22 protein-coding genes and 1 other RNA gene are annotated in these 26,676 nt (G+C 46.0%); 8 read left to right on the top strand and 15 right to left on the bottom strand.

Annotation, left to right across the window (positions count from 1 at the left end; genetic code table 11):
• Positions 1–109 precede the first annotated feature (109 nt).
• From C2740_RS03230 to dnaX, 4 genes are all read right to left on the bottom strand, one after another.
• On the bottom strand, positions 110–1,513 hold the full coding sequence (locus tag C2740_RS03230) for a carbohydrate porin (RefSeq protein ID WP_215293977.1): 1,404 nt from the start codon (positions 1,511–1,513) through the stop codon (positions 110–112).
• A 426-nt stretch (positions 1,514–1,939) separates the two neighbouring features.
• The gene (gene recR, locus C2740_RS03225; protein ID WP_215293976.1) at positions 1,940–2,554 is read right to left on the bottom strand and encodes a recombination mediator RecR; all 615 of its coding nucleotides are present in this window, start codon (positions 2,552–2,554) and stop codon (positions 1,940–1,942) included.
• 21 nt (positions 2,555–2,575) lie between these two features.
• Positions 2,576–2,899, bottom strand: a complete 324-nt coding sequence (locus C2740_RS03220) for a YbaB/EbfC family nucleoid-associated protein (RefSeq protein WP_072582156.1) — start codon at positions 2,897–2,899, stop codon at positions 2,576–2,578.
• A gap of 52 nt (positions 2,900–2,951) precedes the next feature.
• Complete coding sequence (dnaX, locus tag C2740_RS03215) at positions 2,952–4,616, bottom strand: DNA polymerase III subunit gamma/tau (RefSeq protein ID WP_215293975.1); 1,665 nt, start codon at positions 4,614–4,616, stop codon at positions 2,952–2,954.
• 32 nt (positions 4,617–4,648) lie between these two features.
• On the opposite strand from dnaX, the gene ffs reads away from it, so the two are divergent.
• Positions 4,649–4,747: signal recognition particle sRNA small type (gene ffs / locus C2740_RS03210), an RNA gene on the top strand.
• A 355-nt stretch (positions 4,748–5,102) separates the two neighbouring features.
• Here the strand turns inward: ffs and C2740_RS09435 are convergent.
• Genes C2740_RS09435 through C2740_RS03200 form a run of 3 tightly spaced genes read right to left on the bottom strand, consistent with a single transcriptional unit; the run spans position 5,103 to position 7,085 of the window.
• Positions 5,103–5,234, bottom strand: a complete 132-nt coding sequence (locus tag C2740_RS09435; RefSeq protein WP_256437853.1) for a hypothetical protein — start codon at positions 5,232–5,234, stop codon at positions 5,103–5,105.
• 34 nt (positions 5,235–5,268) lie between these two features.
• Positions 5,269–6,585, bottom strand: a complete 1,317-nt coding sequence (locus tag C2740_RS03205; RefSeq protein ID WP_215293974.1) for a Y-family DNA polymerase — start codon at positions 6,583–6,585, stop codon at positions 5,269–5,271.
• Positions 6,585–7,085 (bottom strand): LexA family transcriptional regulator, encoded by a 501-nt coding sequence (locus tag C2740_RS03200; RefSeq protein ID WP_215293973.1) that lies wholly within the window; start codon positions 7,083–7,085, stop codon positions 6,585–6,587. Before C2740_RS03200 ends, C2740_RS03205 begins: the two co-directional genes overlap by 1 nt.
• Positions 7,086–7,232: 147 nt before the next feature.
• Between C2740_RS03200 and C2740_RS03195 the strand changes: the two genes are divergently transcribed.
• On the top strand, positions 7,233–8,300 hold the full coding sequence (locus tag C2740_RS03195; RefSeq protein WP_215293972.1) for a tartrate dehydrogenase: 1,068 nt from the start codon (positions 7,233–7,235) through the stop codon (positions 8,298–8,300).
• Positions 8,297–9,259, top strand: a complete 963-nt coding sequence (locus C2740_RS03190; RefSeq protein WP_215293971.1) for a tripartite tricarboxylate transporter substrate binding protein — start codon at positions 8,297–8,299, stop codon at positions 9,257–9,259. Before C2740_RS03195 ends, C2740_RS03190 begins: the two co-directional genes overlap by 4 nt.
• Before the next feature lie 70 nt (positions 9,260–9,329).
• Here C2740_RS03190 and C2740_RS09430 read toward each other — a convergent pair whose 3' ends face one another.
• Genes C2740_RS09430 through C2740_RS03180 form a run of 3 tightly spaced genes read right to left on the bottom strand, consistent with a single transcriptional unit; the run spans position 9,330 to position 16,006 of the window.
• A complete protein-coding gene (locus tag C2740_RS09430; RefSeq protein WP_256437852.1) occupies positions 9,330–9,455 on the bottom strand; it encodes a hypothetical protein in 126 nt (41 codons plus the stop codon).
• Between the two features lie 24 nt (positions 9,456–9,479).
• Entirely contained in the window at positions 9,480–12,998 is a 3,519-nt protein-coding gene (locus C2740_RS03185) for an exodeoxyribonuclease V subunit beta (protein ID WP_251369683.1), read from the bottom strand.
• Complete coding sequence (locus tag C2740_RS03180) at positions 12,995–16,006, bottom strand: PD-(D/E)XK nuclease family protein (RefSeq protein ID WP_215293970.1); 3,012 nt, start codon at positions 16,004–16,006, stop codon at positions 12,995–12,997. The genes C2740_RS03185 and C2740_RS03180 overlap by 4 nt, the downstream gene beginning before the upstream one ends.
• 110 nt (positions 16,007–16,116) lie before the next feature.
• Between C2740_RS03180 and trxA the strand changes: the two genes are divergently transcribed.
• The 5 genes from trxA to C2740_RS03155 all read left to right on the top strand — a co-directional run bounded on the left by trxA (position 16,117) and on the right by C2740_RS03155 (position 21,693).
• On the top strand, positions 16,117–16,443 hold the full coding sequence (gene trxA, locus C2740_RS03175; protein WP_215293969.1) for a thioredoxin TrxA: 327 nt from the start codon (positions 16,117–16,119) through the stop codon (positions 16,441–16,443).
• 271 nt (positions 16,444–16,714) lie between these two features.
• Complete coding sequence (gene rho / locus C2740_RS03170; protein WP_011903147.1) at positions 16,715–17,977, top strand: transcription termination factor Rho; 1,263 nt, start codon at positions 16,715–16,717, stop codon at positions 17,975–17,977.
• A 153-nt stretch (positions 17,978–18,130) separates the two neighbouring features.
• Entirely contained in the window at positions 18,131–18,478 is a 348-nt protein-coding gene (locus C2740_RS03165) for a type B 50S ribosomal protein L31 (RefSeq protein ID WP_215293968.1), read from the top strand.
• A 101-nt stretch (positions 18,479–18,579) separates the two neighbouring features.
• Positions 18,580–20,298: a glycosyltransferase family 39 protein gene (locus tag C2740_RS03160; protein ID WP_215293967.1), complete on the top strand. Its 1,719-nt coding sequence runs from the start codon at positions 18,580–18,582 to the stop codon at positions 20,296–20,298.
• 3 nt (positions 20,299–20,301) lie between these two features.
• Positions 20,302–21,693: an MATE family efflux transporter gene (locus C2740_RS03155; protein WP_215293966.1), complete on the top strand. Its 1,392-nt coding sequence runs from the start codon at positions 20,302–20,304 to the stop codon at positions 21,691–21,693.
• A 30-nt stretch (positions 21,694–21,723) separates the two neighbouring features.
• On the opposite strand, the gene C2740_RS03150 is transcribed toward C2740_RS03155, so the two are convergent.
• The 5 genes from C2740_RS03150 to C2740_RS03130 form a co-directional block, all read right to left on the bottom strand.
• The gene (locus tag C2740_RS03150) at positions 21,724–22,779 is read right to left on the bottom strand and encodes a hypothetical protein (protein WP_215293965.1); all 1,056 of its coding nucleotides are present in this window, start codon (positions 22,777–22,779) and stop codon (positions 21,724–21,726) included.
• A 16-nt stretch (positions 22,780–22,795) separates the two neighbouring features.
• A complete protein-coding gene (gene lpoB / locus C2740_RS03145) occupies positions 22,796–23,386 on the bottom strand; it encodes a penicillin-binding protein activator LpoB (protein ID WP_215294291.1) in 591 nt (196 codons plus the stop codon).
• Between the two features lie 35 nt (positions 23,387–23,421).
• Entirely contained in the window at positions 23,422–23,778 is a 357-nt protein-coding gene (locus tag C2740_RS03140; protein WP_215293964.1) for a YcfL family protein, read from the bottom strand.
• Between the two features lie 12 nt (positions 23,779–23,790).
• Positions 23,791–25,440: a hypothetical protein gene (locus C2740_RS03135; RefSeq protein ID WP_251369682.1), complete on the bottom strand. Its 1,650-nt coding sequence runs from the start codon at positions 25,438–25,440 to the stop codon at positions 23,791–23,793.
• A gap of 228 nt (positions 25,441–25,668) precedes the next feature.
• Positions 25,669–26,667, bottom strand: a complete 999-nt coding sequence (locus C2740_RS03130; protein WP_215293963.1) for a tripartite tricarboxylate transporter substrate binding protein — start codon at positions 26,665–26,667, stop codon at positions 25,669–25,671.
• Positions 26,668–26,676: the final 9 nt, after the last annotated feature.

Raw genomic sequence — 26,676 nt, 5'->3', positions numbered from 1 at the left:
AAAGGGGGTTTAAAGGATTATAGGGTACAAAAGGCAAAAGTCGAATTATTGAAAATTTCTATCTTATTGATTCTAAAGATAATAATTAAGCTCATGATCTACAAAACCTTTAAAACTCGGCATGGATCCTGAAAGACACAATATTTACAGGGCCGCGGGCTGAGTTGTAGGCTGGATTACTAATGTGCTGAAAGTTCAATCCCGCCAATACATTTTTGACCACTAGGGCGTTGTAGTACACCTCACCAATTCTTTCTGGGCGATACGAGATCGTTTGTGAAGGACCTGCATAGTCACCAATAAAGTAAGACACGCCACCAGCTTGCAAATAGCCTCTTCTAAAACTCGAGAGGCCGTTTTGCATCATCGAGATTCCGATACTGTCACTCGGCCGTTTCCAACTTGTTCCATTCAGACCCATACCAACTGAAAGCGAGTTATCTGCCTCAGTAAATGACATGGTTTCTGTATGCCCATCGGAGGTAAATGCGCGACCATAGATACCGAGATCTTTGGTCAAGGCTTGTTCACCATTGATACCAATACCTGTTTTGTATTGGTAGTTAGTGCGAACATTATTAATTGCCTGTGTACCTTGCGCATTGTTTGCGTTGACATAGTTGGTCGCATCCTGAAAGCGTGCCAAGATCATTCTGTTGCGATACGCCAGTACGCTGAGCTTTCCAGGCAAGTCAGCAATATTGTGTTGTCGCTCAACCTCAACTTGATCGCCATAAGTATTGAAGATTTGCCAGTTCAAATCACGACCATTGGGGTTCTTAGGTGCGAGCATGCGAGAGGCGCGCAAGACCCAATTCTCAAGATACCACTCACCTGCTAAGCCAGTGCTGTAGCCACGTGCATCAGCAGAGTAGTCATACGCAAGGTAGGTCATATTGCCCCAGTTCATAAATTGAACTCGAGGATCTTTAGCATAACGACTATCGTCAAAAATATCTAAAGTGGAAAACTGTCCAGCAGTTACCACAATGCGATTGCTGCTTACCGTTTGCGTAATTTGGTTTGCATCATTCTCCAGCAAAACCTTATCACCCTCTTGATTAATAGTGTGACGCAGAAATGCGCGTGCAGAATAAAACTTGGCCTGAGCGCCGCCCGCCTTTGTTGCTTCGCCGTTCGTAAAACCACCTAGACCAACTAAGCCAGAAAAAGGTACGCCAGAAACGACTTCTGGATTGAAATACACATCTGTGTTTGGCGCTAAGCGAGAACCCAAAAACAAAGTACCAGACCAGGTATAGCTCATGGATTTCAGCTCACTCATACTATTTTGGCCAGAGTATGAAGATGTGAAATTGTTGTAACGCTGATTAATATAGGTTGTTTGACCGTGTACGTTTACAGGCAGGCCAAAAATCTCACCTTCTGTTGACAGCCATGAAACGTCATCAGCAAAACTCGCGATTTGGTCAGCGCCTGACCCTGCTTTTTGCGCAAATGCAGAAGTACACAAAATGCTCAACAGGAGGAGTAAGTAAAACTTGCGGGTCATTCACAACTTCTAATTAGGATGCCGGCTCAATCAAAGCAAAAGTAAATACACCGACAGGGGAAAGCCGGGCAAGCTTGAAATTGAAGACCAAGGATGCTGCAGGCAAATTATCCCCAAAAATAAGCAATTTACCTAGTCTTTATGGCAAAGGAATGACAGATTGGTGATTAGAGCTTGGTGCACAGGGGATGGCACCGTGCTCTGAAAACAACTTACTGGGCACTCAAGGGATATTTAGCTAGGCTGCCCAAAACGAAATTGACTTAACTTATTGAGATTCATCTCTGCTCTACTTGCCAAAATATCCTGGAGCATATTGACTTGTAGATCAGGATTGCCTTCACATAGATGGTTCTTTTTGCAATACCCGAGGCAGAATTCGCATCATCAATGAATGACTATGACAACTCAATAGAAACCAGCAAATTAGCGGCGATCCATTAAAGCCCTAGCCAGAGTTCCCGCATCAACATACTCGAGTTCGCCGCCTACGGGAATGCCTCTTGCAATACGGGTGACTTTGATACCTTTAGCTTTAAGCACTTCCCCAATGTAATGAGCAGTAGCCTCACCTTCACTCGTGAAATTAGTCGCTAATACTACTTCCCGTATGGGTACGCCAGTATCTGGATTTTCAATACGAGTGAGTAAACGATCAAAATGAATTTCATTAGGCCCCATACCATCGAGTGGCGAGAGACGACCCATGAGAACGAAGTAGTTGCCTTTAAAACTTAAGGTTTGCTCCACCATCACTTGATCAGCAGGCGTCTCCACTATGCAAAGTAAGGATGGATCACGACGCTCATCTGCGCAAGTGCTACAAATCTGCGTTTCAGAAAAAGTATTGCAACGCGCGCAGTGGCCGACAGTCTCTACCGCTTCACCCAATGATTGGGCCAGTACTGCAGCGCCATTGCGATCATGTTGCAAAAGATAAAAGGCCATGCGCTGAGCAGACTTAGGGCCAACACCTGGCAGCACACGCAATGCCTCGATCAAACGACCGAGTGCATCAACAGGTGCCTCTATGCGTGCCATAAGTGAATTAAATCAATGAAATTAGAAAGGTAACTTAAAGCCAGGGGGCATTGGCATACCAGCAGTCGCACCAGACATCATTTGCGCACTAGCCGCCTCTACTTGCTTAAATGCTTCTGTATAAGCCGTAACGATCAAATCTTCTAACATCTCACGATCATCCATCGCACCTGGATCAATTTGCACACGCTTCAGTTCGTATTTGCCAGAGATAGTGACTTTAACTAAGCCGCCAGCAGCTTGGCCAGTCACCTCTAGCGCAGCCAACTCGGCTTGCGCAGTTTTCATTTTCTCTTGCATCTGCTGAGCCTGTTTCATGAGGCCGGCAAGTCCACCTTTCATCATCGCTTTATTCCTTAGTGCTTATGTTGAGTACTTATGAGTTACTGAATTTAAATTACAGGGGCTTCACTGAGCCGCCAACTACCTTAGCCCCAAACTCTTTTTCTAATTGTTGAATAAATGGGTCGGCAGCAATCATTTGCTCAGCATTCATTCTTTTTTCTTGATGAATCTGGGCATCAACCTTAGCAACTGTCTTGCCCTCCACCTCACCTTTTTCAATCACGATCTTCACTGGCTTACCAAAATATGCAGTCAGTGCATCAGCCAATCTTGCAACAGAAGCCTCGGAAGCTAGCTGTGGCATTGGTGTAACGATAGTTGCACGCACACCCGCTGCTGAATCATTCCAATCTTGTAACTCTGTCTGAAATGCCAACTGTTGCACCAAGCCTTTAACTGGTAATTGACGCATCAAGCCATGCCAATCAGGGCGCTCTGCTGAATTGCCAACCGGAGCAGCTGCGGCAGCAGGCGCTGGAGTAGGAGCAACAGGCTTGCTAGCAGGGGGTGCCGCTGTTTTAGCTGCAGGGGCTCTAGCCGCTGGAGCTGTTGCAGCAGCCGGACGTACTGTATTTACTGGCGGAGCTGATGGAGTTGGGGCGGAGCTACCTCCACCATTGCCTGGACGAAAAGCCAACATACGCAAGAGCGTCATGGCGAAGCCAGTCTGCTCGTCTGGCGCGAGTGACAAGTCAGGACGGCTAGTAATGGTGATTTGGTAGAAGAGTTGTGCTTCTTCTTTAGTGAGTTGCGTAGCTAAGCGACGAATCTCGCCTGCTTCTGGCCAATCATCCAATACGGATTCTGGGACAACTTGCGCTGCTGCAATTTTTTGCAAGAGGCTTGATAAGTCTTGCAGCGCTAATGAGAAAGACATGCTGCGCTCACCCATCTCGTTAGCAACAGCAAGGAGGCTTGCACCGTCTTTAGCAATTAGGCAATCCAGAATACGAATGAGATAAGCATCATCTAATGTGCCGAGCATGCCACGCACAGACTCTTCGCTTACTTTTCCAGCAGCATAAGCAATTGCCTGGTCAGCAAGTGATAAGGCATCACGCATGGAACCTTGGGCCGCTTTAGCGAGGACTCTTAATGCATTAACTTCATATTCAACTTTTTCTGCTGCGAGTACTTTTTCCAAATGCTCAACGATGAGCGGTACTGGCATTTGCTTGAGATTGAACTGCAAGCAACGAGACAAAATGGTGACTGGGATCTTTTGTGGATCCGTGGTTGCCAGAATAAATTTGACGTGCTCTGGTGGCTCTTCCAGAGTTTTCAGCATGGCATTGAAGGCATGATTGGTGAGCATATGCACCTCGTCAATCATGTATACCTTATAGCGAGCGTTGCTTGGTGCATATGCTGCTTTTTCAAGGAGAGCGGCAATATCGTCAACACCACGATTGCTTGCAGCATCCATCTCGATATAGTCAACAAAACGACCAGCATCAATCTCTAGGCAAGCTGGGCATTTTCCGCAAGGCTCTGAAGTCATCTTGCCTGAGCCATCGGCTCCAGTGCAATTAAGTGCTTTAGCCATAATGCGAGCGATTGTGGTCTTACCTACCCCACGAGTGCCCGTAAAGAGCCACGCATGATGTAAGCGCCCTTGATCTAAGGCATGGGTTAAGGCCTTAACCACATGGTCTTGTCCTACCAACTCAGAGAATGTTTTGGGGCGCCACGAACGGGCTAATGCCAATGCTGTCATGTCTTACATTCTAACAAGCTAAAATGGAATTGGATGGGCCTCCCCGCATGGTGGGTTGGATAACCTGGTCAGGTCGGGAACGAAGCAGCCAAACCCATTTTCTGCCAGTGCCGGGGGTTTGGCTCATCCACCCTCCCCCATATTAAAAGCAGATCTTCAGAAGATCTTCACAATCCTGAAAATTCCCCAAATCATCCAAATAATTGCCAAAACTAGGACAGTTCTTGCGTCTAATGAAACTCTGAATAGTTGCAACTGCTTATGAGAACACTCAATAGAAACTCGCAAAACAAGCCCTCCTCCATATTGAAGAGCTCAGCGTAGAAGTTTGAGTAAATAAGTGAAAGAGGTAGGAGATGATTTCGCTACAAGAAAACTCTGATACCGAAGATATTCAGTTGTCGGGAACGAACAATAACAAGGGAATAAGGAATCCGTGATTTCCTTATTCCCCCTCTACCTACCGCCTCTTTTCTGGCTACTACTTTACCGATAAGTACCGTTTAATACTTGCTTCGTTTCACCTGCATGCCGCTTGGTGTTTTTCAATACCGCCCAATATGACAGAACCATGATCACGGCGAGAGAGATTCCATTAAAGTTATTTAGTAAGTCCATTTGCTTCTCCTTTGTGTATTGTTTTTTATTACATTTATCTAGCTACTGGTAACTCATCCCACTTGGTGGTGTAGTTCGGCGATTTATTGCTCGATCTCATTTGCCACTCTTGTTTACTGCTATTTGTTCCTGCAGCCGCAGATCGGATTGCTGCATTACCAAAGCGATTGTTGATCTCATCCATGGCTTTCATGAGATGTGCTGACTTTCCTTTACTTTCGATATCCTCAAATAAGGATTGCTGTACGCTTGGCTTATCGCCAATCAGATTCAGAATGACGCCCGCTTTCTTGTAACGAAAGTGAGGTTGATATATTTTCTTAAGACCTGCCAGCGCTGCGTTGGTTAATGCTAGCGTGTTGTCTGTTGCATCTGCGAGCGGAATAGTGACGCTTTGGTAGTACTGTGGCTCGTTTTGTTTAAACGGGTTAGTCTGAATAAATACTGTGAGCGCGCCCGTAATGCTATTTTGAGTTCTCAATTTTTCGGCTGCTCGTGCTACGTGGGTGGCAACCGCTTCAGCAAGCTCCGCTTGACTGGTAACTGGTTTTCCAAAGCTACGTGAGGCAATAATTTGTTGCTTGGCTGGCGCTACCTCTTCGAGTTGCAGACAAGAGGTGCCGCGTAGCTCATAGCAAAGGCGCTCCATCACGACCCCAAACTGTTGACGCATTGCCTGTGGTGAAGCCTGCAAGAGATCAAATACGGTATGAATATTTTGGGCTTTGAGTTTTTTGGCAATTTGTCTACCAACACCCCACACTTCGCCAACTTCGGTCTCGCTCATCCATTGATAGCGCTCTGGTTTTGTCATGGCATTCACATCACATACGCCAGCGAACTGCTGATGTTTTTTGGCCAAATGATTGGCAAGCTTTGCTAAGGTCTTACTAGCGCCAATACCAACGCAGACTGGTAAGCCAGTCATGTCTTTGACTTGCTGCTTAATCCTTTGACCCAATTCAACTGTGTCCTGGTATTGCTTTAGGACAGTTTCAATTTGCAGAAAACTCTCATCGATACTGTAAACCTCTAAATTTGGCGTAAAGGCTCTGAGCACTTGCACTACACGGCTACTCATATCGCCGTATAAGGTGTAGTTGGATGAGTAAGCCTTGATACCATGCTTTTTAGCCAGCTCTTGCATCTGAAACCAAGGCGCTCCCATCTTCACGCCCAGTGCTTTGACTTCAGCACTACGTGCTACTGCACAACCATCATTATTCGAGAGCACCACCATTGGCACCTCTTCTAACTTCGGCTGGAACACGCGCTCGCAAGAAACATAGAAGTTATTCACATCAACGAGTGCAAAAAGTGGGCTTAGCGAATCTTCAGAACGTGCGCTCATCACTGTGTACCTTTGCTATATCTCGTACTCGCGTTACTGTACTTGCGTACCACCCCAACTACCACTCCCCAAATTTGTAACTCACTACCCTCATTAAAGGTGATGGCTTGATAGTTGGGGTTTTCCGCTTGAAGCTCAATACGACCACGCAATTGATACAAACGCTTAATGGTGTATTCGCTATCAACCACCGCCACCACGATATCTTTGTGTTTTGGTTTCAGGGCTTTATCAACCACTACCTTGTCACCATCACAAATCCCAGCACCCAGCATCGAGTCACCCTTCACGGTGAACATAAAGGTGGCTGGCTTGTTTTGGACCAGATAATGGTTCAGATCTAGGCCGTCTTCGGCGTAATCTGCTGCCGGACTAGGGAATCCAGCTGAAATCCGGTGACTCAAGAGCTTGAGCTCATAGACGGCAAAATGCCCCGCCAAGGCTTGTGGTTCTTGACTAAGACTTACTTTGGCAGGATTCATTTGATGTGTCATAGTCATTAATATACTGTATGTTTATACAGTATATGTAAAAACCGTAAAAATGAGGCTGTTTTTGTTGTTTTGATGCCTTTAGGGGGCAAGGGATTGCATAATGGCTCTAGAGGCTATTACTGAAATAGCCCATATAAAAACAGTAGGAGACACATGAAGACGTACAAGATAGCGTCCATTCCGGGCGACGGAATTGGCAAAGAAGTAATTCCTGAGTGCGAAAAGGTTTTAACCGCCTTAAGCAAAAAACATCCTGAAGTCGCTTTTGAGTTTGAGCACTTTGATTGGGGTGGTGATTACTACCGCAAGCACGGCATTATGATGCCCGACGATGGCCTTGAGCCTTTACGCTCTAAAGATGCCATCTTGTTTGGCTCGGCTGGTGATCCCAACATTGCGGACCACATTACTTTGTGGGGCTTGCGCCTCAAAATCTGCCAAGGCTTTGATCAGTATGCAAACGTGCGTCCTACTCGCATTCTTCCTGGTATTGAAACACCGCTACGCAACTGCAAGCCTGGCCAACTGGATTGGGTGATCGTGCGCGAGAACTCCGAAGGCGAATACTCTGGCGTGGGTGGTAGGGCACATCAAGGTCACCCGATTGAAGTGGCTTCTGATATGAGCATCATGACCCGCGTTGGCGTGGAACGTGTACAGCGCTTTGCCTTTAAGTTAGCGCAATCACGCCCCCGTAAACATCTTACCGTCATTACTAAATCGAATGCGCAGCGCCATGGCATGGTGATGTGGGATGAAATCGCCAATATCGTTGCTAAAGATTTTCCAGATGTTACTTGGGACAAAGAATTGGTTGATGCGGCAACGGCGCGCATGGTGAATCGCCCAGAATCTTTAGACACCATTGTGGCGACCAACTTGCATGCAGATGTGTTGAGTGATTTGGCTGCAGCACTAGCAGGTAGTTTAGGTATTGCGCCAACTGCCAACCTTGATCCAGAGCGCCGCTATCCATCGATGTTTGAACCGATTCACGGTTCTGCATTTGACATCATGGGTAAAGGCCTCGCTAATCCAATTGGCACTTTCTGGTCTGCAGTGATGATGCTCGACTTCTTGGGCGAGAAAGCTCTCGGAGCAAAACTCATGGCCGCGATTGAAAAAGTCACGGCCAATCCGAAGTTGCATACCCGTGATTTAGGCGGCACAGCCATGATGAGTGATGTCACCAACGCAGTGATTGAGGAGATTTCTAAATGAAACTATTTCCATTGCTTCGCGTTTTACTGGGCACCTGTTTAATTTCTTGCGGCTTACTATCGGGAGCAAGTGCCCAGCCCTTCCCTGATAGAACCATTCAGTACATCATTCCTTTTCCTGCTGCCGGTGAATCTGATTTAGTAGCACGCTACCAAGCCGACATCTCTGCCAAGAAATTTAAGCAGCCCATGGTGGTCATGAATCGCGCTGGTGCTGGTGGCGCCTTGGTATGGAGTGCCCTCAATACCTACCCCGCTGATGGCACAACAGTGGTGGGCGTCAATATTCCCCATACGATTTTGCAGCCTCTTCAGGAGGGTATTCAGTACAAAACTGAGGACATTAATGCGATCTACTATTACCACTTCACTCCAGATGCTTTGATGGTTTCTGCGGATAGCCCTTACAAAACCTATCAAGAATTTATTGCTGCAGCGAAGAAAGAACCGGGTAAGCTATCTTTAGCGGGCTCGGCCCAGTTCTCGGCCAATCATATGGCTGTTGAGCGTCTCAATAAGTTGGCTGGTGTCAAAATCAATTACGTTCCTTTTAAAGGTACGGGTGATTTAATTACTGCTTTGATTGGAATGCACGTGGATGGCGCCATGGGATATCTACCATTAGCCATTCAGCAAAAAGGCAAGGTGCGTACGCTGGCGATTGCGACTGAGAAGCGTAACCCCGCTCTACCGGATGTACCAACGTTCAAAGAGCTGGGTCTGAACTGGGTGGACGGTGCGTATCGTGGTGTAGCGGTTCCTAAAGCCACTCCACTGGTGCTACAACAAAAGATGTCTGACTACTTTGCAAAGCTCAATGCCGATCCTGAAACCAAGAAGAAATTAGAGGATGCTGGCTTTGTAATTGTGGATGTTCCTTTGGCAAAGATGCCAGCATTCATGAAAGAGAAAACAGCTCAAGCGATGGACGATGCCAAGAATGCAGGGATGATTAAGTAAGGTAATTCTTTAGCCCCAAATAAAAAACCACCGATGCGGTGGTTTTTTATTTGGGCGCCTGCTTTCTGTTTTAGCAAAAAGCAAATGCCAGAATTGCCGGATCATCTAGAAAGGCATTGGAGAGATAAACGCTGGCCCGGAAGATCCAAGGCTGCACAGTTTCTACTAGTTCGATAATGATGGGGAAGCGTTCCATGATTCAATAATAGCGCTTTATGCCTTACTTCACCTCAACCATCTCGCCCTTAGATGAAATCAAGTAAGCCTTGTTTGTTTTGTCTTTTCTGATGCGCGTGAGTTCAGCCTGGTAGCCCTGTAACTGCTTGCGATACTTTTCATACTTCTCACCACCTACTTCTGGGATGGTGAGCTTGTAATCGATGATGGCCAAGTGATCATCAAACTCAACCAATCTATCCATGCGGTAGCTCTTGCCTTGTTCACTAGCGATATCCAACTCATTCCAAGCCTGCACCCACTCGCCTGAGGTCAGATAGTATTTTAACTTTGGGGTTGTGAGTACTTTTTGGACGTGTGCAATAAGTTTGTTTGCGCCCCCCTGATCAACACCAAGCCAGTTCATGAGCTCTTGCTCACTTGGCATAGCTGGCTTGTTTTGATTGGCGGAGTCTGGGGTAATGAACTCGAGCAGCTTGTGGAAGTTTGTACCCTCTTCTAAGGTTTCTGGATCCGGCTCTTCTTTTGCTTGCTCCAAAGCTTTCGCCCTCAACTCTTGAGCTAATGCACCACTCTCAATCTTGGCAAGATGCTCTTGATGGGTAGTGATTGCACTACCCCACTCAACTTGAAAGTGATCAATCTTAAATGGCATGCTGCCACGCTCAACTTCAATCTCTTTTGTATCTATTGCAACACTTGGAAGGTTGAGTGCATCAATATCTAATGTAGGTATACCTGCTGCCAAGGCCCTGCCATACCAAGAGCGCTCTTTAATTCCAGATTTTGACTTCGCTGCGACACCGCTAATCCATAAGCCTTGTTTAGATCTGGTCATTGCCACATAGAGCAAATTCCAGTTTTCATTCTGACTGACTTCACCCTCTTTTTTAAATACCACGCTACGTTCGCCTGTTAGAGTTTTAGCGGTATACATAGAAAGATGGGTTGGACTATTCTGCTCTGGTGGCCAATCTAACAACACCCCTCGGTGCGGCGCTTTCCACTCCGTATTATTGGCATCAAGGATGAAAACAAACGGCGCCTCCAATCCCTTTGCACCATGAATTGTCATTAAGCGCACACGTCGATGCCGCTCCTCATCTGACATCTCACTATCTAGATCTACCTCGCCAATATCATCATCAGCATCAGTCTCAGTTTCCGCTTCTACATCTCCCTCATCCGGCGTTTCATCATCATCACCACGCCGCATCGCATTCATTTCATCAATAAAGCGACTCAAACTAGGATAGCGTCCACCATCCTGATTTAAAGCGAGCTCTAAAAAGGCGTCTAAATTAGCTAACATCTGTGCACGAGCTAGATTATGCGCAGAAATGGCGTAACTCACTCGTAAATTACTCTCGTGATAAATCAAATCTAACAAGTCATGCACAGGCAATACCTCGCCCAGACCACGCCAATGTTCTAAATACCGCGCAGCCTTTTGTATTGGTGGATTCTGGCTAGCCTGCAAAGCATCCCACCATGATGAAAATCCGTCAGCCATGCTCTTACGGAGCTCTTGCATTTGCTCTTCAGTAAAACTAAAAATAGGACTACGCAATACTTGCGCTAAAGGCAAATCATGTCTTGGCGAAACTAATACCGTTAACAATGCAATCAGATCATCGATCTCAAGAGTATTTAACAAACCACCTAAGCGCGAACTGTCATAAGCAAGGCCTGCATCACGCAAAGCCTTTTCATATTGGGGTAAAAATTGGCGTCGCTTCACCAATAAAATGAAATCGCTCCCCCTAGCCTCACGCCAGAAGTGTTTTCCATCTTTTTTATCCATCACTTTGCGAGTAGCTATGATGTGATGAATCAAACGAGCAACGACTTCCCCTTCTTCATAGCGTTGCTGAACACTTGTAGTGCTCCCGGCATCCTCAATAGGGCCATCAAACGCCGTACCATTTCGTTCTACTATCGACGGATCTTTGCGCTCTATCAAAGGCAATAGATAAGCTTCACCAGTTGCAGCGTAGTCGTGCTCCGAAATGCCTTCTAATAAAGGTTTCCAGGCAGTTTCCTGTTTTGTATACCGATAGGTATCAGGCAAAGGCCCTGCCAAGAAAATCTTATTCACTGCTTCATTTATAGCAAGCGCATTACGGCGTGTCGTATTTTTATTTTGGGCTTTAGCCTTAAGCTTAGTCTCTAAAAATATGCGGGCACTCTCAAATAATCTTGGGTCCGCACGGCGGAAGCGATAAATCGATTGCTTTGGATCACCCACGATAAAAATGCTTGGCATTGAGCCATCATCGCCATATCCCGCTAACCAAGCGCGCAAAATCTGCCACTGTAGTGGATTGGTATCCTGAAACTCATCAATCAGAATATGTTTATATCTAGCATCTAATCTGGCCTGTAGATAGGCAGCATTATCGGGGCTCGCCATTAATTGGCTTACGCCAATTTCTAAATCATCAAAGTCCCGAACGCGCATGGCTTCTTTAGTTTTTCCCATATGAGCAAGCATTGCTTCACTCATAGCAAACCATGCATCATTTAAAGTATGCATCAAATGCTCGCCCTGCCACGCAAATAGGGCTTCATAGGCATCTACCCACCCCTGACAAATCGCAGTAAATTCATCAGGATCCCCACCGATACTCTTGAGATACTTAGTCATAGGAGCGGAGGGCTTTGCAATAGTAGCTAATGGAGTACGTTTTTGGGTAAAAAAGTATGTCTCCCATTGATCAGCAATATCCATCACGGATCCACCTGCCATATGGTGCTTGATGACCTCCTCAATATAGGGGGCGCTTCCTATTTGGGTTGGAGTTCCGTTACAAAAACATTTATAGAGAAACTCTAAATTCGTTTTTGTCTGGGGTTGCCTCCAAAGTGCCTCAAGGGGGTTTAAGGTTCCCAAGTGCGGCAGTATTCTTTCTAAGCACTCAATCGGTTTAATGTGCTGTTTCTTGCAAGACTCTTGGAAAAATGTCCATGCGCCTCTTTGCTTGAAAAGACTATAGTTACCCATCAAGAATTTTTGAGTCTCTACCGCACCAAACTCTTCCAACAAAACGTCGTAGTGCTTTTGTAGATCATCAGGTAAATCGCCCCACCAATCCGCCATACATTCTTCTTGCAAGCGCTTGGCATCCTCACGCAAGCTAAAGCCTGGCTGAACCTCCGCAGATACAGGCGCAGCCCCCAATAGGCGGCCAAACCAGCCATGGAAAGTGTCTATAACAACTGCCTGCGGGCTTGCTAATACATTTAAGTACAGCGCTCTTGCCTGTGGGAGTAATGCAATGGCATCTTTTCCATCTAAACCTCGCTCTACCAACTCACTGATCAAGGTAGCATCATCGCAGGTAGAAAACTCCTCTAGCAATTTATAAAGGCGATCGCGCATCTCCTGCGCAGCTTTGCGAGTAAATGTCAGTGCCAAGATTTGCTGTGGTTTTGCGCCGGCTAGTAGCAAACGAATCATGCGTGACACCAATAGCCATGTTTTGCCACTTCCAGCGCAAGCGGAAACAATTACCGATTCAGCGGGATTGCAGGCTATGGCGGTTTCTAACTTATCGCTCACCACATTCCCTTTCTGCAAACGCCTCTTGCTTCACAGTATTGACATACGCTATCGGGGGCGAATGCCTTCATGGGTTTGCGCGCCCATAAATCATTCAAGTCATTAACTACCTGTTCGGAAAATTCCGCCATTACTGCAGGCATATCCTCAACTGGATGAACTCGAACAATCTTTTCTGCGTCCTTCACGTCAGCTCTCAGAGTGACCCATTCGGCCTGCTCTACCTCTCGCCCTGGAATGCGAGCTTCAACAGGGTTCTCGGTTGCGCCCCTGGCATAAATCAATAACTGTGGATCGTCCAGAATATTCTCTGCACGTTGAGTAATTTTCTTTATCTTCTGGTTTTTATAGTCGATCACCGCAGCTGCACTGGCATCGGACTCATGAATATCAAATCGATCAGCACGCCCGGCAATCCGGATATCTTGCTTGATTCCGTTGGGATCGGTAATCGACAAAGTAAAACCAACAGACAACTCAGCATCATGGTAGCGCCAACCTTCATTCTCACGCTTTAGTTGCCAATCGACAAAACTGGGTATCTGTTTTTGCCAATCCCGTAAAGTTCCCAATATTCTGGCATCACCAGCAATTAGCTTCTCGAATTCTTTGTCAGAAAACTTCATGAGATGCTCAATCATCCATTGACGTCTTGCATCCGAACCGCCATGAATAGTTGAGTGCGATTTTTTTTCTTCCGTTTTAAGTGCCTGAAAAAAGTTTCTCAATAGGGCATGTAAAGTCTGGCCAGCCAAAGAGGCATCAAAGCCCTCTTCGAATTCTTTTACCTTACGCAAACCCAATAAATTACTTACGTAGTAACGATAAGGACAATCTCTCAAAGCCTTATAGGCACTTGGCGAAACCGTAGTTGGGATTCTCAAATCTAAATCTGGAATACTTACCGATTTTTGAATAGGCTGTGATTGTCCTTCAAATGGCTTGAGTTTTACTTCCACCGCTTCCCATGGAATTTTCTTTTTGAGCACGACTTGTAAGCGTTGAATCCAAGCAGATGGCCTTAAGGGTTCACCACTTTTACTCTTGCTTTGCCAAATTAAATCTACGCTCTTACAGGTTACTAATAGTTGAGAAAGATCTCGAGCTTGTTGAATGTATTGCGCAGTAATAGTCGATGACTTTAGATAACGATTAAGCGCATCCGAAAAAAACAATGGTGGCTCAGAAAATGCTGGCAATTGTTGCTCATCGCAACCTATGACAACTACAGCATCAAATTCACGTAGGCGTGTTGAACTGAGAGGCAAAATACTCAAAGTAGCCTCTGCTTCTTTGCCGGCCTCCTCATAAGCAGCTTCTTCGATCACCGTTTTGAGAAGACTCAACCACTCTGGTAATCGCATCTTCAGATCTTTGTATGGCCCACCACTCAGATCGAAGCGTTTAAGAACCTCTAAAAGCTGCTTACCGGCAGCATCTTTCTCAAGTCGCTGAGCCATGCCAGCCTCCTCAAGGCTATTTTGAAGCTGGGCATAGGCACTTGAGCATTCAAGAAGCGGTGACTGCCAAGCTAAATGCAGTTTTTTAGCAAACTGGATTAATTTTATGAGCTGCTCATTTGGTGAACCGCCATGCGTACTGGCATATCCATTAGCCTTATCAATTGCAGCAATAAATGTTTCCCAGCCAGACTTTGCTTGACTAGCAAGCAAGATATCTTCGAGCTGCGTAATGAGGTCAACACAAACCTGGGAGCTCTTTTGCAGGCTGCGCGCTAAATCAAAATAAGGGTTTTGCAAAAACTCGAGTAAGACGTTCGCACTAGGACCTTCCTTAGGCGCACGGATCAACTCCAGCAAACTATCAAATGCTGCTGCCGCTCTTGTAGTTGATAACTTCCACCCCGTTTCATCACGGATACGAAGAGAATTCCCAAGGCGGCTTAGAAGTGCACGTGCACGGCGTGCTGCCAAACGATCTTGCGCTACTAGCGCAATATTTTTCTTCTTATCGACTAAATGCGACTCGATTGATTTTGCCGCTACCCATGCCAACTCCTCAAAACGTCTTGCTGCTAGCAAGCGCCAGCCTTCATGACGACTTGAGTTGATATTGCGCTCAACCTGCTGTTCTTCTGATGTATCTGCAATAACGATTTCGCCCTCGGCGTCTTGCCCGCAAAGCGCCTCTGGCCATAAAGCAACGGTTTGCCAATCAAGACTGACGCGTACTACTGTCGCATATTGAGCGTACTCACGTAGGTAGCTATCGATTAACTCCTGATCTACAGGCTTTGGGTCTGCAGTTTGCACCCAGATAAATGGGCGTGCTGTGCCTGGACTATTTTTTGCATTTTCTTTTGCTGCTTGCAGGTGAGTAGCCATGGCCAAATGCTTACGAATAATAGGATCGCCAATGCTGGTGAGGTAGCGCCAGAATGTTAAGAGGACCGCAGACTCTTCATCTACGATATTACGCGAGAGACCTACGTAAGCTTTTGCAACTGCCTGATCTAGTACAAGCTCCACTTTTTTAAGCCAAGCTTGAGCATCTAGCGAGTGCGTCTCTAATAAGGTATTGAGCTCGTCTTGCAACTGGGGAACCACTAATTCAGACAAGGCATCACATGCATCAATAACTGCTTGAGCCAATCCCCACGCACCCGAATCGCTCTCCGCTTTAAACCAAGCTTTGAGCTTGGGATGTTTGCGCAGATTGATATAGACCGATAACCATCTTTCTAGATCGCTTTGTTTTTTCGGAAACTTCCATGCACCTGGCGCTGCTTCTAACCAATCAGCAAAACTAATGACTTGCGGCAAGAAGGCAATCTTGCTAGGCAGCTCTTTTGGTCGGTGTTGTTCTAAGGCTGCTCTTACCCCAATGAGTGGACCAGCAGTACTCAGCAGCACCAAAGGGCGTTGATTGGTTTGCACTGCACAATCCCAAATACCTTTAGCCAGCTCGGTCAGCGCTTGGCTATTGGGCGTAATGCTCCAATCAAGCGGATGCTTTTGCTTTGCAATAGTGGGGAAAGGCTGAGGCATTAATGGAGTAATTTATCTATTTTGAGCAGAACGTTCTGCTTATTGCTAATATAAGCGTTGTAACGCCATAATTAAATAACTCGCTAAATAAGTCTAAATAAGGAATTTTCATGAGTGCCGGCATTAAACATGTAACTGACGCTTCTTTCGAGCAAGACGTCCTCAAGTCCGATAAACCTGTTCTGCTCGACTTCTGGGCTGAATGGTGTGGTCCTTGCAAAATGATCGGGCCAATCCTAGAAGAACTCGCTGGCGAATATGGCGAAAAATTACAGATCGCAAAAATGAATGTGGATGAGAACCAAGGTGTTCCAGCCCAATTCAACATTCGCGGTATTCCGACCTTGATCCTATTTAAAAATGGCACTGTAGCTGCTCAAAAAGTAGGCGCTTTGGCCAAATCTCAGCTGTCTGCCTTTATTGATAGTCATCTGTAAATAGTCTCAAACCACGGGTTCACACCCTGAGCCTGTGGTTTTTACATGCATCAAGTACTTGTAAGGCCCGTTTTTTAGTGTAGTATTACATCTAAGAGTAGTCCAGCGCTTTCACAACAGCGTTCATTTCCAGCAATTTATCCCCTCCCCTTTCTTAAGCAAATCCCCAAAATTCTGTTTTTCCACATCTGCGTGATCTAAATCAGCGCGGCTATATCCCAAAACAAATTTCCCTTATTCATTTTTATCTTTATCAACACCTGAGAACCACATGCAATTAACTGAACTTAAAGTCCTCCACGTATCCGCCCTGCTTGAAATGGCAGCCAGCCTGGAGATTGAAAACACCCAACGGATGCGCAAACAAGAATTGATGTTCGCCATTCTCAAAAAACGCGCGAAGGCTGGTGAAACAGTATTTGGTGACGGTACTTTGGAAGTTTTACCCGACGGCTTTGGGTTCTTGCGTTCCCCTGAAGCCTCTTATATGGCTTCTCCTGACGACATTTATATCTCCCCCGCACAGATTCGCCGCTTTAACTTACATACTGGCGACAGCGTTGAAGGCGAAGTACGCACCCCTAAAGATGGTGAGCGTTACTTTGCGTTAGTAAAAGTAGACAAGATCAACGGTTTGGCTCCAGAAGCCCTCAAAAACCGCATCATGTTTGAAAACTTAACGCCATTGCATCCAAACCGTGTGATTAGCCTCGAGCGAGATATCAAGGCCGAAGAAAATTTGACTGGCCGCATTATCGATATGATCTCCCCGATTGGTTACGGCCAACGTGGTCTGATCGTGGCATCACCGAAGTCTGGTAAGACTGTAATGATGCAGCACATTGCACACGCAATTGCAGCCAATAATCCTGAAGCCATTTTGATCGTCTTGCTCGTTGATGAGCGCCCTGAAGAGGTTACTGAAATGCAACGCTCCGTTCGCGGTGAAGTTGTGGCCTCCACTTTTGATGAGCCAGCAGTGCGTCACGTTCAAGTTGCTGAGATGGTGATTGAAAAAGCGAAACGTTTAGTAGAAATGGGTAAAGATGTAATCATCTTGCTTGACTCGATTACCCGTCTTGCTCGCGCCTACAACACGGTTGTTCCCTCATCAGGCAAAGTACTCTCTGGCGGTGTGGATGCAAACGCTTTGCAACGTCCAAAACGTTTCTTTGGTGCTGCTCGTAATATTGAAGAAGGCGGCTCATTAACCATCATTGCTACTGCCTTGATTGAAACGGGTAGTCGTATGGATGACCTTATTTACGAGGAATTCAAGGGAACTGGCAATATGGAGGTTCACCTAGAGCGTCGCTTGGCTGAGCGTCGCGTTTACCCATCAATCAACCTTAACAAGTCTGGCACTCGTCGTGAGGAGCTTCTGGTTAAAGCTGAGAACCTCCAGAAGATCTGGGTATTGCGCAAATTGCTGGCTGATATGGACGATATTGAAGCAATGAACTTCATCGTAGATAAGCTCAAATCGACTAAAAACAACGGTGAATTCTTCGATCTAATGCGTCGCGGAGGCTAATTTAGGCGTCCCGGGGGCCATTTAGCCCCTTTTAGACCCCAAAAGTGAGCTTTGTTGTTGATTTCATGGCATAATTTCGCCTTTACTGCTTTTAACTTGGGAAAGTATTTAGGTTGTTTTAACTTAAACGGCTACCCGCTAATAGGACTCAAAATGAAACCTGGCATTCACCCCGAATATCGTGAAATCGTCTTTGTAGACGTTTCAAACAACTTCAGCTTTAAGACTCGCTCCACCATGTCCACTAAAGAGAAAATCAAGTGGGAAGATGGCAATGAATATCCATTGGCAAAAATCGAGACTTCATCTGAGTCACACCCTTTCTACACTGGCACCCAAAAAATCATGGATACCGCCGGTCGTGTTGAGAAATTCCGTCAGAAATTCGGTACTAAGGCTGTTGCTAAAGCTACCGGTGATGGCGCTGCTAAAACAGCTGAGAAAAAAGCTGCTGCTGCAGAAGCTAAAGCTGCTGAAAAGCCAGCTAAGAAGAAGGCTTAAATCACTTCAATTCGCAGGGTATTTGAAATACCTGCTCTGCGAGATAATCAAGGCAGCGTTTGCTGCCTTTTTTATTGCTTGTTTTTACTTAAATAGAGCTCATGGTCAAACTTACTGCCGCCGCTACTAAATCGATTCCGCGCATTATTATTTTTGCGCTGACTTTGGTTTATGGTTTTGTAGGCCTGTTCTTTCGTGATCCCTGGAAGAATGAAGATGCCATCGGCTTTGGCGGTATGTGGACCTTATTTCGTGGCAATTCAATCGACTGGATAGTTCCGCACTTAGCTGGTCGCGATGTTTCGCTGGGCGCACCGCTGCCCTACTGGATTGGCGCCACCTTTATTGATTTGTTTGGCTGGCTCATTGGCGCCGCTAATGCAGCTCGCCTTTACTCTGCCGTTTGCTTTTTCTCTGCTGCCTTAGCGATTTGGTATGCCACCTATCTCTTAGGTCGCCGTCGTGAAGTCCAGCCAATGGCACTTGCTGTTGGTGGGCAGCCTGATTTAAAGAGTTACGGCATGACCTTGGCAGACGGTGCACTCCTCATCTTCCTGGCTTGCGTTGGTTTAGCTCAACGCGCCCACGAAACCACGCCGATGATGGCGCAACTCATGGGCATCAGCATCGTACTCTACGGCACAGTACGCGGTCTCGATAAACCATGGCAAGGCGGTCTCTGGACTGGTCTTGGGATTGCCATTGTTGCGCTCTCTAGCAATCTCACCCTAAGCTTAATCATTGTTAGTTCAACTATCATCGCCGTTTTAGCGAGCAATGCGAAGCTACGTTTTCGTTGGACGTTTACTAGTACTGTGCTGGGTCTTATTGGATTTGCGATTTGGCCCATGATTTGGTACCTGGCAGATCTTCCGGTTTATTGGCGTCACATTGCCGAAGAAGGCTGGCGGAATCTTCCGGAAATGAAAGCTACTCCCTCAATTGAATCATTGGGCTTCTTAAGCATCAACTTCTGGGCCTATGCGTGGCCTGTTTGGCCACTAGCAATCATCTCACTTGCTCACTGGGGCAGAGCGAAGAAGGCTGGCGCATGGCGCGCTCCACATCTTTGTATTCCCCTTAGTTTATTTATTGGTAGCTTCATTTATGTCTTGTTTCGCTCAGAGGCGAATGAGCATGACTTGATGATTTTGATTCCAAGTCTTGCAATCATTGCCGCCTTCAGTCTGCCTGTTTTAAAACGCAGCCTGATTAGCTTTATTGATTGGTTCGCAATGTTCAGCTTCACCATCATTGCTATCGCCATTTGGATTATTTGGCTGGCAAAAGTGACCGGCTACCCAGAATCGACTGCCGCGAACCTGGCTAGACTTTTACCTGGCTTTACATTTCAATTTAATTGGTTTGCTTTTGTGATAGCGCTCATCATTACTGGTTTATGGCTTGCAGTTGTGCGCTGGAGAACCTCTCGGGCCCCTAAAGAAATCTGGCGCTGCCTTATCATCTCGGCATCTGGCACAACTTTGATGTGGGTTTTATTGATGACCCTATGGTTGCCAACCATTAACTATGCCAAAACCTATCGCCAGGTATCGGCTCGTTTAGCTCAGGTAGTTCCAGCTGGGGCTGGCTGCATTAACACCAGCAATATTGGTGATTCCCAGCTTGCCTCTTTTAGCTACTTCACTACACTTTCTCTACGCGATGACTCTGACTGCCCCTGGATGTTGACTCACAACCAATCCGAAGCTAAAGCTTATGCCAAATTGAATAATAAAAAACTGCATTTACTTTGGGAAGATCGTCGCGCTGCTGACCGCGATGAGCGCCTGCGTCTTTACGAAGTTATTCCGGAATAAATAGTGCTGCACTTCAAACTATCGCGCCTGCGCGAGGATATTCCCGCCTTACTCAAGCTTGCCGGCCCCTTACTCATTGGTCAATTGGCAGTCATTACCTTTGGCGTATTAGATACCGCCATGACAGCACGCTACTCTGCCGAGGACCTTGCCGCCCTGGCGATGGCCTCAGCAATATTCATCAGTATTTATGTTGGTCTCACCGGCGTGGTGTCTGCTCTTGCACCAATTGCTGGACAACTCTTTGGCGCTAAACGCTATTCCGAAATCGGCGAAGAGGTCAGACAAGCTACTTGGCTTGCACTTGGCCTGACTATTCTTGGCTGTTTGATTTTGACCAATGCAGATCATGTGCTCGATATTTCTCACCTGAGCCCGGATATCGAAGACAAGGCAAAGTTGTATCTCAATATCCTGGCAATTGGATTACCTGCCAGCATGGTGATGCGCGTATTAATGGCCTTACACAATGCCGTCTCTCGCCCCGCCATCATTACTATCGCTCAACTCATTGGCCTAGGCCTCAAGCTACCTTTGAACCTACTCTTTATTTATGGCGGGTTTGGGATTGAAGGCATGGGCGGCCCAGGATGCGCAGTAGCTACTGTGATCATTAACTGGACTTGGATGCTCTTAACTCTAGGCTTTGTAATGTTTGATCGCTTCTATAAACCTTTTGCGATCTTTGCACGTTTCAGTCTGCCTGATTGGCATCGAATTTGGATATTGTTAAAACTTGGTGCGCCAATTGGCTTTAGCTACTTAATTGAGGTCACTTCATTTACCTTTATGTCACTCTTCATTGCTCGCTTAGGAACTACTGCGCTTGCAGGGCATCAAATTGTGGCCAACATGGGTACCGTAATTTATATGGTGCCACTATCCCTTTCGATTGCAACCATGACATTGGTATCGCAATCAATTGGGGCTAACAGGCCAGAGCGCGCCGAAGAAATTGGTTGGTCCTCAGTGGTCTTTACAACCGCTACGTGCATCACGATTGGTATCGCAGTCTGGGTTTTCAGAATGCAGTTATTGGATTTATATGATCCGCCATCAGAAGTGAGGGCCTTTTCGATTCCACTCTTTTTGTTTATTGCGTTCTACCAAGTCTTTGATGCCCTACAAATCACTGCGGCATTTATTTTGCGTGCCTATCGTATTGCCTTTTGGCCAATGCTCATCTACGCAGGATCATTGTGGGGCGTTGGCCTTGGTGGCGGCTACCTCATGGGCTTCAATGTTTTTGGCAATGTGCCCACCTTCTTACAAGGCGCCAATGGTTTCTGGGCTGGGAACAGCATCAGCCTTGGCTTGGCGGCGTGTCTTTTACTCTACCTCTTTAGAAAAACAGCGGAGCGCTATGAAAAAACGCATCCGCCGCTTGAGGTATAGCAGTCCGCCTACTTGCTGCTTAATTGCTGCTTACTTATAAACCTTAAGAGTAGAAGCATCGTCGTCTAGACGGCGCTTGAGATTGCGCTCGTAACCAGCAGATCCTGGATTATTGGTAATAAAGTTTTGTGCCGCTAAGTTTTTGCGAACATCTTCCGCCAAATCCAAAGAAGCCAACTTCATCAGTTTTGCCATGCTAGGCTTAAAGCTATTGTCTTTGCCATCAATGCGCACTTCTTTGCCATCACCGGAGGCAATAAATGAAGCAACGATCTGATTGGTTTGGGTGTCAACCACATTAAAGTCGACCACCACTTCTAAGATCACTTGTTGGGCGCTAGATTTAGTGCCCGGGATATCGTCTACGTTATCGGTTATTGATACTTCTGCCAACACACCATAGAGCACATAGTTGGCATCTGTAAAATCACCAGCCTTAATGCGTTTAACGATATCAAAGTACTCATCACCTTGATTGGGCATCGCTACTGTCGGCTTTGCCTGGACTACCTTGTAGCCAGATTGAATTAACAAGCCCCGTATGGGGTTTGCTAAGTAGCGCAACTCGCCATATTCCATCTTGCTCTCATAACCAGACTTCTTAGAAGTTTGGGTTTCAGAATCAGAGCTATTGCTCGATGTTTGAGGATCTGTAGGGGTCACTACTGCAGGAGGAGTAGCCCCTGAGGCAGTTAACTTTGGATCCGCCAAGTTAGTGAACTTCACTGGAAATTGTGCAGAATTGGCTCCACCAGTTAAAGCAGAAGCATCAGCCTTATCTGCATCGACCTCAATTGTCTTAGGGGTGATGGTTGAAGTGACATTGTTATTAGTCTTATGACGAGTCTCTTCAATGAAGACTAAGTTCTTACCTTCTTTTTTAAAGTAAATATCCGTTACTGCAATTGACTTGGATTCCGCCTTTAGAACCTCAGCATCAATCACTGGATTTTTAGGTGGATCAGCCGGAACCCTTCCAACAATCGCCTGCTCTGGAACTGCTACAGGTGGCTTAGAGGCGCAGCCAGTCAATAAGACCAGCCCAAAGCCCGCACAAACTAGAAACGATTTTTTAAGCAATTGCATTAATTGACATCCTTAGTTAGCGAGTTGCAGTCTTACGAATCTCTTTTTCATCAGCCCACTCAAGCAGACCTGATTCATTATTGATGAGATTTAAGTTAAAGACATAGTAAACATCCTTTACGTCTTTAGTATTTTTCACGATAGATGCAATTGAGCCTTCAATACGGTACTGGGCGCCCTGCATATTGCCAGTTTTAGCAATGGCACTGTTCTTGTACAGGCCCGATTGATTCTGACGTTTTAACTCATCGGTTTGGTTTTGCATTTCGGTAATGCTCACTGCAAAACGTACCTGGCCACTCTTCATCAATTGCGTCCGGATCTTGTCGGTAATCACACGCGTATCTATGTATTCAGAGGTCTTGTTTTTCACGTCGGCCAAAGTCACGATCGGCGCATCCTTACTTCCAGAGATGGCTTTTGATTGAAGGAGCGATCTCGTCATGGCTTCAGCAATCATTTGCAGATCAGTTGAACCGTAATTGGCATTGACAGTCTCAACAGCCTTGGCATCGCCATAGCGCACTTGCGGTCCTGAGCAAGCTGTCAATAAAAGTACAGACATTGCAAATGCGGATAAGTACATAGTTTTAGTGTGAATTTTCATAATCATTTTTTAATTAATAAGGTTTACTCTGAGGTTTACTTATATTGATTTAACTCGAATCGAAAGTCAGTGGCATCTGGTGTTGGCGCAATACCCATGATAACGGTCGACTGGCCTTTAGCAATAGTTACCGGCTTCCAAGCCTCTTCATCGGTCACCGCCATGCCATTTTTTCCAATCCACTTGAAGCGGTAAGAAACTAAGTTGGATGTACTGTCATTCTGAATCGTGACCTGCGCTGTCAGTACACCATTGCGCATCAAACTGCGCATATCAGTAATCTGAATACTGTCTGTGTCACCCATACGCACCGTCATCTCCTTCATGGAAGGCGTTGAGCTGCAGGCAACCAATGCAATTGCTGCCAATAAGATCAATAGGTATTTTTTCATTCTGGGTCTTTCTTAATTAAAAAGCTGCTGAAGGCTGTTGAGAAGGCTGGGTGGCTCATAAGGCTTCAACCCTTCCATATTAACGCTTGCGGGACTAGGCGTGGGGCTTGTAGCTGGGGGTGCGGCTTGAGATACAGCCTCTACCGGCGCAGTTAACTCTTCTGGCTTTGTACCCTCAAACCCAAGTATTTTCTTTAATCCAGTAAAGCTACTCTCTTTAGGCTTGGCCTCTTCAATAGCAGGTGATGCAATTACCTGTGACTTAGGAGGAAGCGCTGCCGGATCATTGGAAATCAAGACCGTTGCTTTATTTCTGAACATACGAATGTAGACTACGTTGTAGCCACCCACTAGATTTACTGTTTGGCTTTGGATAACTCCGTTTGGTAGGGTAAATTTGAGAACGGTGGGCCCAATCGGCAAGCCCATTCTGGCCATATAGGTTTGAGCCGGCAAGGTTGACCAATGACGCACGTCCGTCACATTGATCGCTTGCAGGCCATAGCCAGTGATCATTCCTGCGATAGCACCAATAATGGCGGCGGTATTGTTTTGGTTGTTCTGGTTGTTTTGGTTATTTTGGTTATTTTGGTTATTTCTTCTGGCCGCTTGTTGCGCAGCTTGATCAGCTGCATATTGTGCTGCTAGTGACACAAGGGCTCTCGAGCTTGCCCTGAGAACATAGCCTGGCATCTCGTCCTTCAAATTCTTCCTTGCCATAGCATCAATATTGCTCACCAATTCTGGGTTAGCGATGCGATCACCAAGTTGCACGAAATAAGGCGTGAAACGATCGCTTGATTTTTCTATAACAGGGAAAGTGAGGGTTACTAATTTTGAATTCCCCCCAAAGGTAATCGACTGACTAATTTGATGGGGGCTAATTTTTGGGATATAGCCTGTATCAATCATGATGAGAGTATCTGCAAGACTTTTTTTGCCTTGGTTGGCAATATTGGAATCTAGCTTTGCAATACTAGTCTTGAAAAAATTCACTGATGGGCGCAGTTCAATTGCAAGGCGGTATCCTGGGGCCGCCAAGCTGGACTCCCCTTGCGATTCATGAATAAAGCCAGATAAATAATACGCCGCAGGATTTTGATAGGAATTTTTTAGATTACGCGTTTCATCATCGTCCAGTAAATCAACGGGATAGCCATTGATATCTTGGATACGACTAGTGGCGCCTCTGGTGCTTTGATTATTTTGTTGCTCTTGCTCTACTTTAGAGACCGCAGCCACCTTACTTTGTATGAGCTCCTCAATCACCTTTTCTCGTTGAGCCATTTTTTTTGCTTCGACCATAGCATCATTCCAGCGACCTTGCGCCAGATGATTTAATGCAATGGTCTGACTTAAGAGGCTTACCTCATAGGGCTTCGGATCATAATTACCGCTAAATCCCTCTGACAGGATATAAGAACTCATATCGGTAAATGAGCGCTTGAGCTTATCCCTTGTCGTGACTTCCCATTGCTCCACCAATTGATCTGCTATTAATAAGTTTTGCGTACTATTTGGAATTTGACTAGCGCCCTGCAGTCTCTGAACCTCACCTAACTCCAGGTAATAGAGTGTATTTTTATCTTTAAAAACACTCTGAATGGTTGCTGCAGTGCTCTGAATATCACCATTCTTGAATAGATCCTTAGACTGGTTCATCTTGATTTGTTGATTCTGAGTTGCGCATCCCGCCAAAAGAAGAATGCCGAGAACAGAAATGATCAAGCCGAATTTAGAGAAGTTTAATGCTGAAAATTTAAGCAATTTGGTCGATGAATAGGGTGTAATTTCTTAGGCTTCAATCAAATATACTGGGGTCGCAACGACTAAGCTGTTTCTTACCCATATAACGCGCTAAATAGACATAGGCTGACAGGAAAAGAGAATTTAGGGCTCTACTTTGGCGCCAGACTGCTTAATGACTTTACTCCACTTGCGAGACTCTGCTGCAATCAATTTAGAAAGCTCCTGTGGGCTGCCAGGGGATGGATCTAAACCGCCCGCCAAGAGCCTACTTTTCACTTCTGGGTTGTAGAGCGCCCTCTTAGTCAATTGATTGAGCCGTCTTTGAATAGCGGTTGGCAAATTTGCTGGGGCCATTAAAGAAAACCAAGAAACAGCTTCAAAACCAGGCAACCCTTGCTCGGCTAATGTGGGAATTTCTGGGGCGGCATGAGAGCGCTTTAAGCTTGTCACTCCCAAGGCTTGCACTTCCCCTGCTTTAATTAAGGGCAATGAAGAGGATAAATTATCAAAGAGCATCGAAATCCGTCCGCTCACTAAATCTGGCAAGGACTGAGCACGGCCCTTGTAGGGAATATGTCGAATCTGAATCCCCGCCATTTCTTTAAAAAGCTCGCCAGACATATGCAAAGAAGTGCCAACCCCCGATGATCCAAAAGTAAGTTGATTTGGCTTGGCTTTTGCAATCTCAATTAACTCATGAACATTGCTAACACCCAACTGCTTGCTCACAACCAATACATTAGGAGTGCTCGCCAAGAAACTAATGGACGTGAAGTCCTTCACCGGATCAAAAGGCATTTTTTCATAAAGCGCACTATTGATCGCATGAATGCCCACAGTTCCAATCAATAAGGTATAGCCATCAGGATCACTTTTAGCTACGAGATCGGCGCCAATGTTGCCGCCGTAACCGGGACGATTTTCTACAAGTACTGGCACACCAAGATTTTGTTGCCAGTGTTCAGCCAAGACTCGCGCCAAGATATCAGGCGCACCGCCTGGGGGAAAGCTGACAATGATGCGGATCGCTTGCTTGGGCCAAGAGGTATCCGCTTTATTATTGAATTGTGCGTGAGCAGTAGCAAACCACAATAAGCCGAGAACTAAAATGCTCTTGGTTAGCCTTAAAAATAAGGTCATTACCGCCTA

The organism is Polynucleobacter sp. MG-5-Ahmo-C2 (assembly GCF_018687735.1).
In the GTDB taxonomy this organism is placed as follows: domain Bacteria; phylum Pseudomonadota; class Gammaproteobacteria; order Burkholderiales; family Burkholderiaceae; genus Polynucleobacter.
This window is presented reverse-complemented; position numbering and strand designations above follow the sequence as displayed.